This is a genomic window from Actinophytocola sp., assembly GCF_035942955.1.
GTDB lineage: Bacteria > Actinomycetota > Actinomycetes > Mycobacteriales > Pseudonocardiaceae > DASYTH01.
In genome coordinates, this window is sequence record NZ_DASZCQ010000176.1 from 1 (window position 1) to 14,283 (window position 14,283).

At 72.0% G+C, this 14,283-nt stretch carries 13 protein-coding genes and 1 pseudogene; 3 read left to right on the forward strand and 11 right to left on the reverse strand.

The window, feature by feature from the left end; genetic code table 11:
• Positions 1-66: 66 nt before the first annotated feature.
• Positions 67-2,895: a DUF4082 domain-containing protein gene (locus VGX25_RS17580; RefSeq protein ID WP_326918886.1), complete on the reverse strand. Its 2,829-nt coding sequence runs from the start codon at positions 2,893-2,895 to the stop codon at positions 67-69.
• Between the two features lie 519 nt (positions 2,896-3,414).
• On the opposite strand from VGX25_RS17580, the gene VGX25_RS17585 reads away from it, so the two are divergent.
• Positions 3,415-4,155 (forward strand): creatininase family protein, encoded by a 741-nt coding sequence (locus VGX25_RS17585; protein WP_326918887.1) that lies wholly within the window; start codon positions 3,415-3,417, stop codon positions 4,153-4,155.
• 59 nt (positions 4,156-4,214) lie between these two features.
• On the opposite strand, the pseudogene VGX25_RS17590 reads toward VGX25_RS17585, so the two are convergent.
• The 6 genes and pseudogenes from VGX25_RS17590 to VGX25_RS17615 all read right to left on the reverse strand — a co-directional run.
• Positions 4,215-4,823 (reverse strand): annotated as a pseudogene (locus VGX25_RS17590) (GTP cyclohydrolase II); the annotation flags it as partial.
• Positions 4,763-5,743, reverse strand: a complete 981-nt coding sequence (locus VGX25_RS17595) for a lysylphosphatidylglycerol synthase transmembrane domain-containing protein (RefSeq protein ID WP_326918888.1) — start codon at positions 5,741-5,743, stop codon at positions 4,763-4,765. The pseudogene VGX25_RS17590 and the gene VGX25_RS17595, both read right to left, overlap by 61 nt.
• On the reverse strand, positions 5,740-6,558 hold the full coding sequence (locus tag VGX25_RS17600) for an SAM-dependent methyltransferase (RefSeq protein WP_326918889.1): 819 nt from the start codon (positions 6,556-6,558) through the stop codon (positions 5,740-5,742). Before VGX25_RS17600 ends, VGX25_RS17595 begins: the two co-directional genes overlap by 4 nt.
• Entirely contained in the window at positions 6,546-7,610 is a 1,065-nt protein-coding gene (locus VGX25_RS17605; protein WP_326918890.1) for a glycosyltransferase family 4 protein, read from the reverse strand. Before VGX25_RS17605 ends, VGX25_RS17600 begins: the two co-directional genes overlap by 13 nt.
• Positions 7,607-8,005: a 6-carboxytetrahydropterin synthase gene (locus VGX25_RS17610; protein WP_326918891.1), complete on the reverse strand. Its 399-nt coding sequence runs from the start codon at positions 8,003-8,005 to the stop codon at positions 7,607-7,609. Before VGX25_RS17610 ends, VGX25_RS17605 begins: the two co-directional genes overlap by 4 nt.
• A 21-nt stretch (positions 8,006-8,026) precedes the next feature.
• Positions 8,027-8,998, reverse strand: coding sequence for a zinc-binding alcohol dehydrogenase (locus VGX25_RS17615; protein WP_326918892.1), 972 nt, complete (start codon positions 8,996-8,998; stop codon positions 8,027-8,029).
• 80 nt (positions 8,999-9,078) lie between these two features.
• Between VGX25_RS17615 and VGX25_RS17620 the strand changes: the two genes are divergently transcribed.
• A complete protein-coding gene (locus VGX25_RS17620) occupies positions 9,079-9,825 on the forward strand; it encodes a CDP-alcohol phosphatidyltransferase family protein (RefSeq protein WP_326918893.1) in 747 nt (248 codons plus the stop codon).
• Here the strand turns inward: VGX25_RS17620 and VGX25_RS17625 are convergent.
• A complete protein-coding gene (locus tag VGX25_RS17625; protein WP_326918894.1) occupies positions 9,752-11,410 on the reverse strand; it encodes a sulfatase-like hydrolase/transferase in 1,659 nt (552 codons plus the stop codon). The genes VGX25_RS17620 and VGX25_RS17625 overlap by 74 nt on opposite strands.
• A gap of 93 nt (positions 11,411-11,503) precedes the next feature.
• Between VGX25_RS17625 and VGX25_RS17630 the strand changes: the two genes are divergently transcribed.
• Complete coding sequence (locus VGX25_RS17630) at positions 11,504-13,057, forward strand: amidohydrolase (RefSeq protein ID WP_326918895.1); 1,554 nt, start codon at positions 11,504-11,506, stop codon at positions 13,055-13,057.
• 12 nt (positions 13,058-13,069) lie between these two features.
• Here VGX25_RS17630 and VGX25_RS17635 read toward each other — a convergent pair whose 3' ends face one another.
• The 3 genes from VGX25_RS17635 to VGX25_RS17645 all read right to left on the reverse strand — a co-directional run.
• Entirely contained in the window at positions 13,070-13,600 is a 531-nt protein-coding gene (locus tag VGX25_RS17635) for a hypothetical protein (RefSeq protein ID WP_326918896.1), read from the reverse strand.
• Positions 13,597-13,725: a hypothetical protein gene (locus VGX25_RS17640; protein ID WP_326918897.1), complete on the reverse strand. Its 129-nt coding sequence runs from the start codon at positions 13,723-13,725 to the stop codon at positions 13,597-13,599. The genes VGX25_RS17635 and VGX25_RS17640 overlap by 4 nt, the downstream gene beginning before the upstream one ends.
• Positions 13,726-13,825: 100 nt before the next feature.
• Positions 13,826-14,283 (reverse strand): response regulator transcription factor (locus VGX25_RS17645; RefSeq protein WP_326918898.1); only part of this gene is annotated, 458 nt, incomplete at its 5' end.

Consider the following 14,283-nt stretch of genomic DNA (forward strand, 5'->3'; position numbering starts at 1 on the left):
ACCCAACCCAACCCCAGGCCGGCGCCGAAGGCGCCCGGCGGCCTTGCCCGAGCTAGAAAACACTGCCTAGAGGGTGAAGACCACGTCCACCCAGTAGTTGGTGCTGCGGTAGGTCAGGTTGGGCATGGCGTTGCCGGCGCCGTAGAGGTAGACGCCGTTGCCGCCGCTGCCTATCGAGGAAGGGGCGGTGAGCGGGCCGCTGGTGTAGGCGTTGGTGAAGTGGTCGTAGTTGACCGAGTAGCGGCCGACCGGGGCGAAGTACGAGGCGACGTAGGTGGTGCCGGCGGTGACGTTGAGCGGCGCGGCCAGCGGCACCGTCTGCCAGCCCGAGGCCGTCTCGTTGGTGGCGGTGGCCGTGGCGAGCCGGGTGCCGCCGGTCGACCAGACGCTCACCGTGTGCGTGCCGGTGTTCTGCGGGCCCTTGTAGAACTTGACCGCGGTGATCTTGCCGGAGACGCCGGGGGTGAACTTGACGCCGAGCTCGACGGAGGCCGCGTCGCTGGCGGTGATCGTGGCGGGCACGGCGGCCGGCGTCCACAGCGACGCCGGGTAGGTGTGCGGCGTGTAGGCGACGCTGTAGCTGCCGTTGTCCACCGGGAACAGGGCGTAGGTGACGCCCTTGATCGTCTGCTGGGTGAAGGCGACGTTGGCCAGGTCCCTCGTGATGCCGGTCAGGGCGCCCTTGACGGACTGCATCGGCAGCATTCCGCGGAGCATGCCGTTGGTCCGGGCGTCGACCTGGGCGGTGAACGTGAGATTGTTGCCGTTCCAAGCGATCTGCGAGAAGTAGGAGTTGTTGCGGCCGTCGGTCCAGTCCAGGATCTGCTTGGCCGAGATCATGGGCACCCCGCGGGCCTTGGCCGACGCGATCACCTGCGAGTCGAACTCGTCGCTGAGGTCGAAATGCGCGCCGAACACGCCGTAGTAGCCCTCCTGGCCGAGGGCGCGGTCGAGCAGGGTGTTGATGCCGGCCGGGTACGTCTGACCATTCTCGTTCACCAGATGGGAGGCCACCTGGTACACATCGATCATGGTGCCGTCCAGGTCGGCGAACCGCATGGGCAGGCCGGACCCGGTGAACATGCCGGGCCGGTTCTGCACCCACCACGATGGAGCGTAGTAGTAGTTGAGGTCCATGCGGATGCCCTTGCTCAGCTCCACCTTGGGTGTCGAGGCCCAGTCGCTCCAGACGATGCAGTGCGTCCGGCTGCCGGTCTGCGGCGGCACGCTCGGGTACCGGTCGGCGAACGCCTTCAGCTCGGCGTGGAAGGTGGCTTCAAGGGAGACCGGCGTCCAGTTGGCGCAGCCGGTGTTGACGTGGATGCCCAGATCGAAGCCCTGGGCGACGTACGCCGCCGCCTGCGCGTCGGTCAGCGAGGGACCGTCGAGCCACAGCCAGGACGTGCCCCTGGCGGCGTCCCAGGTCTCGACCGCGCCGCCGGGCGGGCTGTTGGCCAGCAGCCGGTCGAAGTAGTCCGCGGTGCCGGTCTCGGTGCCGTGGTCGTCGACCGCCATGACCACCGCGGCCTTGTGGCCCTTGGGCAGGTACCACGTCTTCGGGATCGGTTTGCGGTCCTGGTTCACGAAGTTGATGATGTTGCTCAGCAGCCGCTGCTGCTCGTCGGCCTGCGGAATGGCGACCCTGGTCAGGTCGACCCAGTCCGGCTGGACGTCGCCGACCTTGGCGCCGTAGAACAGATCCGCGGGACGCAGCGGGGTCTGGCCGTCGCGCTCGTCGCCGATCCAGGCCGGGTTGCCCTGGTGCGTCAGCACGATCGAGCGGGCCAGATCGTAGGTGAACGCCACGGCGTTGCCGCCGTTGGCCCCCACGCCGCGCAGGGTGACCGCGGGACTGTTGGTCGTCGTCGTGGCGTTGCTGTACAGCTTGGCGACAGTAGTGGTACCGCTCAGCGCCGTGTACCGGTCGGCCGTGCCGTGGTACTGCATGGTCTGGCTCGGCAGCCCGGCGCCGGGGGCGGCCCCGGTGGCGATCTGAAGGTAGCCGTTGGTGAGGATGGTGCCCTGGTCGCTGAGGCCAAGCAGCGCGGCCAGCTTCTTGTCCGGCCGCATCGCGATGAGGTTGCCGCCGGCGTTGACCCAGTCGGTCAACATGGTGACCTGGGCGGTGGTGAGCGGAATCTCGCCGAGGACGGCCACGTCGTACTGGCTCAGCCCAGCGGCGTCCACAGTGGATAGATCGGCGGTGGCGAAGGAGTTGAACCCCTCGGCGCGCAGGATCTCGCTGTAGTACCGGCTGAACGGCCGCGAGTCGGACTTCAGCACCAGCACCGGTCCGCCGAAGCCCTGGTCCAGCGGGGTGGGTGGCTGCGGCCCAGGGCCGGGAACGAAGACCACGTCCACCCAGTAGTTGGAGCTCAGGTGGGTGGAGGTGGGAAATCCGCTCAACGCGTCGTAGCGGAAGACGCCATTGGGGTCGCCAACAATCGAAGCCGGCGCGTGCAGCGGCGCGTTGTCCCGGGTGACCGTGAAGTAGTTGTAGGTGACGCTGTAATGACTCTGCGGCGCAAAATACGACGCGACGTAGGTGGTATTGGCGGCAATGGGCACCGGCGTGTCGAACGTCGCGGTCTGCCAGCCGGTTGCGGTCTCGTTGTCGAATATGGCGCTCGCCAGCCGTGTGCCGTCGGCGCTCCACAGCGAGCCGGTGTGCGTGCCACCATTGCCGGCGCCCTTGTAGAAACGCACGCCGGTGATGCTCCCGGTCACGTCCGCCCGGAATTTCACGCCCAGCTCGAGCGGCGCGTTGTCGGCCGCCGAGGGGACCGCCGGCGTGTCCGAAGGCGACCAAATGCTGTAGGGACCCGACTCGACGACCGGGGTCTGCTCGTCGGCCCCGAGCTCGCCCCAGGCGGGCCGCACGCTGGATGTGGTCACGATCAAGTCCCTCCCTCGAAGGGGTCACGTGCATGGTGAATCGCTCCGCGGCACGAGTCGTTTCGGGTGCTCACGCGAATGGGGGCAGGACGGACCGGAGCGTGCGCACGGCCGACGACGTGCTGCGACCGCTCGACGGCCCGTTCGCCCCGGAGGCCGACCGCCGGCCGGCCGGAGCCTCCCGGTGGGACGGCTTCCACGCCGACCGCGCCAGCCGGGTGCCGTTCCTCACGGCCAAGCCGGACGGGAACCCCGTCTCCTCCCTCGAGCGCGGCGTGATCGCGCCGCCGGGCCGGGCCCTCGACCTTTGGCCGCAACGCCATCCACCTCGCCTCGGCCGGCTTCACCGTCGACCTCTCCCCTGCGGCCATCCCCTGGGCCGCCGAACGCGCCCACGCGGAGCCCCGCCGAAGCCGGTGATCATGCCGGGGTATCGCGATCACAGCCCCGGCATCGCGAACGGGTTCGCTCGGCGGGGTCCGCTGGGCTTTGCTGAGGCGCTGCCCCTAGCCTGCGGGCATGACCGAACTGGACGGCTACCTCCTGCCGCTGAGCACCACGGTCGAGGTGCGGGAGCGGGGGGCGCGGGTCGCGGTGCTCCCGGTCGGCAGCTTCGAGCAGCATGGGCCGTTTCTGCCGCTGGTGACCGACACGGTGGTGGCGGTGACCGTGGCGCGGGCGGTGGCGGGTGCCTGGCCGGTGCTGGAGCTGCCGCCGGTCACGATCTCCTGCTCGCACGAGCACGCGGTGTGGGCGGGGACGGTGAGCATCTCGGCGGGCACGCTGTACGCGATCGTCAACGACGTGGCCGAGTCGCTCCGGCGGTCCGGAGTGGACCGGCTGGTGATCGTGAACGGGCACGGCGGAAACTACGTGCTGTCCAACGTGGTTCAGGAGGCCGGCCCCGCCGGGCGGCGCATGGCGCTGTTTCCGTCCGAAGTAGACTGGGCAAGGGCACGCGCGGCCGCCGGGATGCGGACCCCGGTGGACAGCGACATGCACGCCGGGGAACTGGAGACCTCGATCCTGCTGCACGCCCACCCGAGGCTGGTGCGGGCCGACTATGCCGCGCACGATCATCTGGCCGACGACCGGGAGCGGATGCTCACCGTGTCGCTGGCCGCTTACACCGAGTCCGGAGTGGTCGGGATGCCGTCCCGGGCGTCGGCGGACAAGGGTGGGGTGGCGCTGGCGAGCCTGGTGGAGTCGTTCGGCGGGGTGTTGGGGGCGCTGGAGCGGGACTTTCCGGCGTCGAGGTGAGGGAGGAGGTGGTGGAGGCGCTCGCGTTTGGTGCGCAGGTAGGGGAGGTTGTCGTCGGACGGGGTGATCAGGAGCGGGACGCGTTCGGTGATGCGGATGCCGGAGCGCCAGAGAGAGGTGATCTTGTCCGGGTTGTTGGACAGCAGGCGGATCGAGCGGATGCCGAGGTCGCGCAGGATCCAGGCGGCCGGGCGGTAGTCGCGGGCGTCGACGGGCAGGCCGAGGGCGAGGTTGGCCTCGACGGTGTCGAGGCCCTGCTCCTGCAGGCGCATCGCCTTCAGCTTGGCGAGCAGGCCGATGCCGCGGCCCTCGTGGCCCTGCAGGTAGATGAGCACGCCGGCGCCTTCGGCCACGATGGCGCGCAGCGCGGCCTCCAGCTGCTCGCCGCACTCGCAGCGGGTGGAGCCGAAGACGTCGCCGGTCAGGCATTCGGAGTGCACCCGGGTGAGCGCCGGGCGGCCGGTCACGGTGCCGTGCACGAGAGCGACCTGCTCCTGGCCGGTGGCCCCGTCGCGGTAGCCGATCGCGCGGAACTTCCCGTACCGGGTGGGCAGGTCGATGTCGACCACCCGGTCGAACTCGTCGTACTGAACTTCGGCTAGCTCTGTCACGCCATTGCTTCCCGTCTCCCGGCCCGCATCACCAGAACGCCGGCGCCTGGCAGGCACGACACCAGCGCCAGCACCCCGTACACCACGGCGGCGGTGAGCCCGAGCGCGGCGCCCAGCCCCGCCGCGCCGAACACCAGTGCCGCGACTCCTTCACGTGGTCCCCAACCGCCGACGTTCACCGGCAGCCCCATCGCCAGCAACGACAGGACCACCAGCGGTACCAGCTCGGAGACCGGTGCGGTCGCCCCGGCGGCCCGCGCCGCCACGACGAACAGCGTGACGTGCCCGGCAAGCGCCGCGGCGGACAGCAGCGCGACGCCCGGCCAGGCGGCCCGCGCCAGCAGGCCGTCGCGGATGTCGTCCACCGTGCGGCGCCAGACGGATCCGTCCCGCGCCCACCGCCGAGCGGCCAGCACGGCAAGGCCGAGCCCGGCCACGACGGCGAGCACGGTCAGCACGATACCCCGGACCGGGGCCAGTGCCGGCCCGGCGAGCAGCGCCACCGCGCCCACGATGATCAGCACGGCCTGCCCGGCGGTGCGCTCCAGCACCACCGCGCGCACGCCGCGGCCCACGTCGCCGGCCTCCCGGCCGTGCCGCACCGCGCGGTGCACGTCGCCGAGCACGCCGGCCGGCAGCACCGAGTTGAGGAACACGGCCCGGTAGTAGTCGGCCACCGCGGTGCCCAGCGTGATCGGCAGGCCGAGCCGGCGGGCCACCAGGCACCACCGCCAGGCGCTGAGCACGGTCGTCACCAGGCCGATCGCCAGCGCGGCCAGCAGCTCGCCGGCGCCGATCGACCGCAGACCGTCCACAAAGGTCTGACTGCCCAGCTGCGTGCCGAGCGCGGCCAGGATGGCCAGCCCGACCAGGATCTTCAGCCAGGCCATGGCCCGCTTCCGGTCGGCCTGTCGTGAGTCCTTTCCGGTGCCATAGCCCCACAACAGACTCACGACCCTTGACCTGGGCGCGGTCATGAGTCCACCTCCGGAAGGGCCAGCAGGTCACCGTGCTCGACGACGACCCGCAGCCGGCCGGCGGCGTTGGCGGCCAGGCGGCGGGCCAGGTATGGCCGGGCGGCGGGCTCGAGGTCCGGGCGGTGCTCGGTGGCCGCGGCAACCCAGCCGCGCAGCCATTCCTCGGTGAGCGCCGCGTCCGCCGGGCCGAGCCGCCACGGGCTGGGTTGCCGGTACACCACCGACTTGCGGGAGAACGCCCCGATCGCCACGTCGAACGCGTCCGGGCCGAGCAGCCGCCGGCCGGCCACCTCGCGCCGCTGGTGGGCGTTGAACGCGGCCGCGATCTCCTCGTCGAGCGGGTCGGCCGGGTCGAGCTCGGCCCGGCCGAGCACCGACAGGGTGAGCAGCGCCGGGCATCCGGCCGCGGCGCACGCGTCGGCCAACCGCACGACCTCGGCCGCGGTGAGCAGGTCAAGCAGCGCGGACGCGGTCACCAGCGAGGTGCCGGCCAGGTCGGCGGCGCGCAGCTCGGTGATGTCGCCCGGTTCGCCGCTCACCGAGACCATTCCCGGAAGCGCGCCGACCGCCCGGTCCAGCAGGTCGTGGTCGCGGTCGTGCAGGATCCAGTGCTGCGGTCGGGGCAGCCGGCCGGACAGCCAGCGGCCCATCGAGCCGGTGCCGCAGCCAAGGTCGCGGATGATCAGGCCCGCGTCGGACCGCCTTGCGAACCACGACCGCAGCGGGTCGAGCAGGCCGACCGCGCGGGCCCCCGCGTCCGCGCCCTCGCGCAGCGCCAACCATTCCGGCCGCAGCCCGGTGCTCAGAGTTGCCATGTCGACTCCACAACCTTGTGCAGCTCCACCGCGGCCTCGTCCCAGCCGCGCAACGCCCGCCGGCGGTCCCGGGCGCTGGCCCGCAGCGTCTCCGGCAGGTCGGGCTCGGTCAGCCAGCGCCGCAACGCGCCGGCGAACGCCGCCGGATCCCGCTCGGGCAGCAGGATTCCCGGGACGCTGCCGTCGGAGGCCCGGCCGAGGGTGTCCGGCACCGCGCCGACCGCCGCGGCCAGCACCGGGACCCCCCGCATCAGGGCATCGGCGACGACCATGCCGTAGGTCTCACCGACGGACGGCAGCACGACCAGGTCGGCGGCGTCGTAGCTGCCGGCGAGCGCGTCGCCGGTCCGCGGACCGGCCAGCTCGACCCGGCCGGCCAGCCCGTGCCGGTCGATGAGCCCGCGCACCCGGTCGACGAACTCCGGGTCGCGGCGCAGCGACCCGACGCACACGCAGGCCCACGGCACGTCGGTGATCATGGCGAGCGCCTCGACCAGCAGGTCCTGCCCCTTGTGCGGGGTCACCGCGGCCACGCAGAGCAGCTCGGAGCGGCCGTCGGTGCCGGTCGCCAGCGGCGCGGGATCGGTGCCCGGCGCCACGACGTGCACCCGGCCAGGGTCCAGCTCGTGGTGCTCGCTGACCCGGCGGGCCGACCAGTGGCTGGTCACCACGACCGCGCCGACCGCACGCAGGGTCGCCCGCTCGCGGAGGTCGAGGTCGGCGGCGACCGCGGGCGCCCGCCCGGCCTCGTCGCCGAGCGGAAGGTGCACGACGACGGCGATCCGCAGCCGCCGGGCGGACGGGGCGACGATCTCGGGCCACCCGCAGGCGACCAGCCCGTCGATCACCACGACCTCGCCGTCGGGCAACCCGGCAAGGGACCGCGCGAGGACGTCCGGGTCGCCGAGCGGCCAGGCGCCGGGCACGGCGACCATCCGGCCGTTGAGGTGATCGCACATCCGGCGGCCGTAGACGTTGCCGCCGCTGATCACGGCGGGATCGTCGACGTCGCCGGGCAGCACGAAGGTCGGGGCGGGCACGGGTTGTCTCACAACGCCCTCGTGTAGGTCGCCCAGGCGATGTGCGACTCGCGCATGGTCACCGAGATCTCGCTGAGCCCGCGGGCGCCCTCGCCGAGCTTGCCGTCGGCGATCCGCGCGGCGAGCCGGTCGGCGACGACCTTGGCCAGGAACTCGGTGGTGGTGTTGACGCCGGCGAAGTCCGGGTCGTCGTCGAGGTTGCGGTAGTTCAGCTCGCCGAGGATCGCCGTCAGCTCGGTGGCGGCGAGTCCGATGTCGACCACGAGGTTGTCGGCGTCCAGCTCGGCCCGGTGGAAGGTGGCGTCCACCACGAACGTCGCGCCGTGCAGTCGTTGGGCCGGCCCGAAAACCTCCCCGCGAAAGCTGTGCGCGACCATCACGTGGTCGCGGACGGTGAGGCTGAACACCGGGCCTCCCTCATGATCGACTTAGGGTCCTCTGTAGCTAACACGTAGGCAAAGCGAGGGCGGTTCACTATTGGCCAGCCGGGGCAGCGCGACCGGCAGCTCGTCGAACCGGCACTCGTCGGTGATCAGCGCGTCGTACCCGGGATCGGCCAGCAGCTCCAACGCGATGGCCATCCGGTCGGCGAAGTCGCGCCGGCCGCGGCGGGCCGGCGGGATCGTGCCGACCTGGCTGGACCGCAGCGTCAGCCGGCGGGAGTGGAACCACTCCCCCAGCGGCACGCGCACCCGCCGGTCGCCGTACCAGCTCAGCTCGATCACCGTGCCCTCGGGGGCGACCAGCTCCAGCGACCTGGCCAGGCCGGCCTCGCTGGCGCTGGCGTGCACCACCAGATCACAGCCGTCCAGAGCCCGTTCCGGGGTGGCGAACTCCACACCCAGAGCGCCCGCGACGTCCGCCCGGGACGGGTCGACGTCCACAAGCTGGACGCGGGCCGCGGGAACCCCGGACAGCACCTTCGCCACGCACGCGCCGACCATCCCGGCCCCGACCACGGCGATCCGGTCGCCGATCAGGGGCGCGGCGTCCCACGCGGCGTTCACCGCGGTCTCCACGGTCCCGGCGAGCACCGCCCGCCCGGCCGGCACGCCGTCGGGCACGACGGTGACCGCGCCGGCCGGCACCACGTACCTGGTCTGGTGCGGGTAGAGGCAGAACACGGTGCGGCCGCGCAGCTCGGCCGGGCCCTGCTCCACGACGCCGACGTTGAGGTAGCCGTACTTCACCGGGGCGGGGAAGTCGCCCTCCTGGAACGGCGCCCGCATGACCTCGCGTTGGTTTGCCGGCACCGCTCCGTGGAACACCAATAGTTCGGTGCCGCGGCTGACGCCGGAGAACAGGGTGCGCACCAGCACCTCGCCGTCCGCAGGTCGCGGCAGGTCGACCGGCCGGATCTCGCCGCGGCCCGGAGCGCTCAGCCAAAAGGCGTGATCCATCGGCGCATCCTTTACGTGTATCCGTCGTGACTACGTTGACCAGCACTGCTTCGGCCCACCCGACGGTTTCAGTCCCCGGGGTGGGCTGGCAACCGCGGCCATGGGCGCGCACCCTCGCGGGCGCAGCGCTGCTGCAGGCCGCCCTGCTGATCCTGCTGTCCATGATCGTCGGGCTCGGACCGGTCGGCTGGCTGGCGGCGGCCGGCTACACCGCGGCGGTCTGCCTCGGCCTGGCCACGGGCCTGCGGCGGGCGGGCCGAATCTCGCTCGGCCCCGCCGACAAGGTCACCCTGGCCCGATCCGCCCTGGTCGGCTGCGTGACCGCGCTGGTCGCCGACCGGATCCAGGAGCCGGTCCCGCTGGTCGGGCTGACCCTGGCGGCGCTGGCGCTGGACGGCGTCGACGGCTGGGTCGCCCGGCGCACCGGCACGTCGTCACCGCTGGGCGCGCGGTTCGACATGGAGGTCGACGCGTTCCTCCTGCTGGTCCTCAGCGGGTGCGTCGCGCTCCAGCTCGGCCCGTGGGTGCTGGCCATCGGCCTGATGCGGTACGCGTTCATCGCCGCCGGCCGGATGCTGGCCTGGATGCGCACCCCGGTGCCGTCGAGCTGGGCCGGCAAGGTCGTCGCGGTCGTCCAGGGCGTGGTGCTGGTCGTGGCGACCGCGGGTGTGCTCCCGCCGGCCGTGACGGCGGTCGCCGTCGCCGCGGCGCTCGCGGCGCTGGCCTGGTCGTTCGGCCGCAGCGTCCTGTGGCTCAGCCGAACGCGGTCAGAAACTGGTCGCGGAACTCGTCCATCCGCCACACCGGCGCCTGCGGTCCGGGTTTGAGACCCTCCTGCCAGCCCCAGGCGGAGATCCGGTCCAGCACCGCCCGGTCGCGGGTGACGATGGTGATCGGCACGTCCCGGCCGGCGTCCGGGCCGGTCACCACCGGGGACGGCTGGTGATCGCCGAGGAAGACCAGCACGAGGTCGTCATCGCCGAACTTCTCCACGTAGGAGATGACGTTGTTCAGGGAGTACACGATCGAGTTGCCGTAGTCGGCGCGGACCCGGTCGGACGCCCGCTGGAAGATCGCCTCCGGCGGCGCCCCCTCCGCGGCCATGGAGTGGTAGATCGAGCCGTCGCCGACCCGGGCCCAGTCGATGATCTCCGGGATGGGCGACCAGGGCGCGTGGCTGGACAGCAGCGTGATCTGCGCCATCAGCGGGGCATGACCGGGTGTGACGCGCTCGGCGCGGTGGAAGGCCGACAGGATGAACTGGTCGGGCATCGTCGCGTAGCTGAACCGCGGCCCACGGTAGCCGAGCTCGCTCGCCTCGTAGATCTCGTTGTAGCCGAAGAAGTTTCCCTCCGGCCAGGCCTGGATGAGGGCCGGCTCGACGTCGACCGTGCGCCAACCCGCGCGCTGGAAGGCGCGGTTGAGGGTCACGCGGTCGGTGGTGACGAGGTTGCGGTAGCGCTGCTGGTTGTCGATGCGCAGGCCGGAGACCAGCGTGGCGTGCGCCAGCCAGCTCCCGCCGCCGACCGTCGACGAGGTGAGGAAGCCGCTGCGCGAGTCGTACCCGGCCGCGCGCAGCCGTTGCGTCCCGGTGTCGAGCACCGCGCCGACCTCGGGCGCCAGCTCCGGATGCTCGATCGCCGAGCGCCCGTAGCTTTCGACGAACACGAGCATGACGTCCTTGCCGCGCAGGGAGGTCAGCAGCTGGGCGCCCGGGGTGTCGCGGAAGGCGTCGGCGTCGACCTCCTTGGCGAACTCCCGCTGATCCCGGATGCCGTCGGGCACCTGGCGGGCGTGCAGGTAGGCGTACTCGGCGGCGTTCGTGGACGCGACCGGCACGCGGAGCACGGCGAAGACGAGCCAGACGACGGCGAGCACCTTGACGGTACGGCTCGCCGCGGTGCGGTGCGCGTTCACGATGCGGGTCAACCGCAGTGCCGACAGGACCATGAGCACCGGCACGGCGATGGTCAGCGCCACCGCCCCGACCACCATGGCGATCGCCCCGAACCGGCCGAGCGTCACGCTCAGATAGTTGACGCCGGCGTCGACGAAGGCCCAGTCCAGCACCGGGTCGAACGGCCGGTAGAGCACCGCGAACGAGCCGAGATCGGCGATCTTCAGCAGGGTCAGCAGACCGAGGACCAGCCCGAGTGACACCGAGACCCACCGCTTCGCCCGCCCCGGCACGATGAGCACGAGGGTGACGGCGACCAGCCCCTCCACCGGGATCCGCACGAACGCCCAGAGGCTGAACCGGTTGAAGTCGTTCGGGGCGACGAGCGCGAACAGCATGAGCAGGCAGGCCCCCGCCGTCGCCGCAAGGGCCGGGATCCGGCGCCACCGCCGCGGGGCGTCCGTGGGATCGCTTGCGGGCTCGGCGGTTTCCTCCGCTACGGCGTCGACCGACATGGCCCGGACGGTAACAGGTCCCGTTGCTCGTTGTGCTCTCCGTGTCGGCGCCGGTACTTTCGGTTGACTGCCGGCTCTGCGGGAGGGATTGGCATGCCACGCGAGGGTTTCGAGTCGTCGCACGGGTTCGCGCTGGAACGGCGGCGCGTTCTGCAGCTGATCGGGGTCGGGGCGGTGGGTTCGGCGGTCGCCACACCGGCCGCGGCCGATCCGGGACCGTCCGCGGATCTCGTGCTGCACTCCGGCACGGTGTGGACCGGGCGCGCGCACCGGCGCCGCGCCGAGGGTGTCGCGGTGCTCGGGAAACGCATCGTGGCGGTCGGATCCGACCGGGACGTGCTGGCCTGGGCGGGTCCACGTACCAGGGTGATCGACCTGCGCGGCGCGTTCGTCGCCCCCGGATTCCGCGACCAGCACACGCATCTGCTCAACCAGGCGGACGCCGACGCCGCCGCCGAGGTGTACCGGCCGCGGTGGAACGGGCACGACGAGGAGGCCTCGTTCAACAACCGGCGGGTCGTCGGCCAGCGCCACATCGACACGTTCAACCAGGGCCGCACTCCGGTGGACGAGTCCCGGCACGGCGAGGTGACCGAGGCGCTCAGGGCCGGCATCCTGCGCATGCAGGACGAGGCGGCCAGGCAGGGGGTCACCACGGTGGTGGAGGCCGGGCTGACCGATCTTCGCGTGGTCGACGCGCTGTTCCAGCTCGCCGCCGAGGGCCGGCTCAAGCTCCGGCACCTGGTCCGGGTGCGCTGGGGCGGCATCGAGCAGGCCGCCGCGCTCGGCTGGCGGACCGGCTTCGGCAACGACTGGGTGAAGATCCTCGGCGTCAAGATGTACGCCGACGGGTGGCTCGGCCCGCGGACCTGCGCGCTGCGCCGGCCATACGCCGACGACCCGTACGACTGGAACCTGCCGCACGGGGTGCTGTTCCTGGCCCAGGAACGCGCCAACGCCGACGTCGCCCGCGCGCGGGAGCTCGGGTTCAACATCACCGCGCACGCCATCGGCGATCTCGGCGTGCAGACCATGCTCAACGCCTACCAGCGGGCCGGCGTCAGCGGGGCCGACCGGTGGTGCCTCGAGCACGTCCAGGTGGCCGGCGACGACCTGCTCGACCGGATGGCCCGGCACGGCGTGATCGGCAGCATCCAGCTCAGCTTCCCGACCTCCGATCACTGGTTCGCCTCGAAGGCGTTGGGCGAGCGCCGAACCAGGCGGGAGTCCTACCGGTGGGACACCATGCGGCGGCGCGGGGTGCCGCTGGCCGGCGGTTCGGACTTCGCCATCGAGGTGCTCGACCCGCTGTGGGGCGTGCAGCGGTCGGTCACCCGGCACGAGTTCGACGGCAGCCCGGCCGGGGGCTTCCTGCCCGACGAGGCCGTCACCGTCGACGACGCGCTACGGCTGATCACCGCCGACTGCGCGTTCGCCTCCTTCGAGGAGCGCGAGCGCGGCACGCTCGAGGTCGGCAAGTTCGCCGATCTCGTCGTGCTGCGCGAGAACCCGCTGACCATCCCCCGGGACTGCATCGCCGCGGCCACCCGGCTGATGACCGTCGTCAACGGCACGATCACCTTCGAGGGCGAGGTGGCGTTCCCGCCCGGGGACGCCACCTGCCGGTCCCACCACGCGCCGGCCTGACGACAAGCGACCTCAGCCGTACACCTGACCGTGCCCGGTCCCGTACAGCATGACCGTGTACGTCTCCTGGTTGTCCTGGCCGGGGAGCATCGAGTCCTCCTTGACCGTGATGCTCAGCGGCAGCGCGGCGATCGGCGCGGTGTCCGAGCCCACGTTGGACGGCTGCCCGACGGTCACCCTGATGTCGATGTCGTTGTTGTAGGCCGGGTCCAGGTACACCACGTCGACCCAGGCGGTCGGGATGAACGCCCCGCCGCCGCGGTACTTCGCCCCGTACATCCAGAACACCCGCATCGTGATGGTCGTGTTCGACTCGTCGTCGTCACCGAACGGGTTCCAGACGTACCAGTTGCTGGTGTAGGTGATGTCCTTGTAGTTGGGGCCCGCCGCCCCGGTCAGATCCGTGGCCCAGTCGGCGCCCGCGGGCACCGCGTTGGCCTGGTCGGCGTTGATGTTCACGACCGACTCGCTCTTCTCCACCAGCCACCACGCCTCCTTGATCGCGTTGGTGACCGCGGTGACCTTGGCCAGCGCGCCGGTCATGACGGCACCTCCTCGCCCTGGATCTCCTCGACCTCGACGACGTCGATCTGCTCGTCGGTCTCGGAGAACTGCGCGCCGCGGAACTCCATCCGCGTCTCCTGGCCGTCGGCCGCCTGCTCCGTCATGTCCGCCTCCTGTCTGTTGTGGACACGGCGAAACGTACGGTCGGGACGGCGGCGGCCGCGTCGGCCGAGGGACCGAGGGCGGGTAGGCCGATGGACCGACCTAATGCTCGGCGACCAACCCGCTGCGGACGGCGTAGATGGCCGCCTGGGTGCGGTCGGCGGCGCCCACCTTGGCCAGGATGTTGCTGACGTGGGTCTTGACGGTCTTGTCGCTGACCGCGAGGGTCCGGGCGATCTGCTTGTTGGCCAGGCCCCGTGCCACCAGCTGCAGCACCTCGAGCTCGCGCTGGGTGAGCGGGGACGGTTCCGCCGGCGCCGGCCCGTCGTCGGCGGGCCGGCTGCCGAGGGTGAGCCGGGCGGCCGTGTCGGCAAGGGTTGTCATGCCCAGCTCGGCGGCCTCCCGCGCGGCCGGCTCGAGCAGCCGGCGGGCCCTTGCCCGGTCGTCCGGCCGGCCGCGGCCCAGCAGCACGCCGGCCAGGTCGATCCGCGTTCTGGCCAGCGCCGGCCGGGCGCCGAGCCGCCGACCGACGGCCAACGCGCTTTCCAGGTGGCGCACCG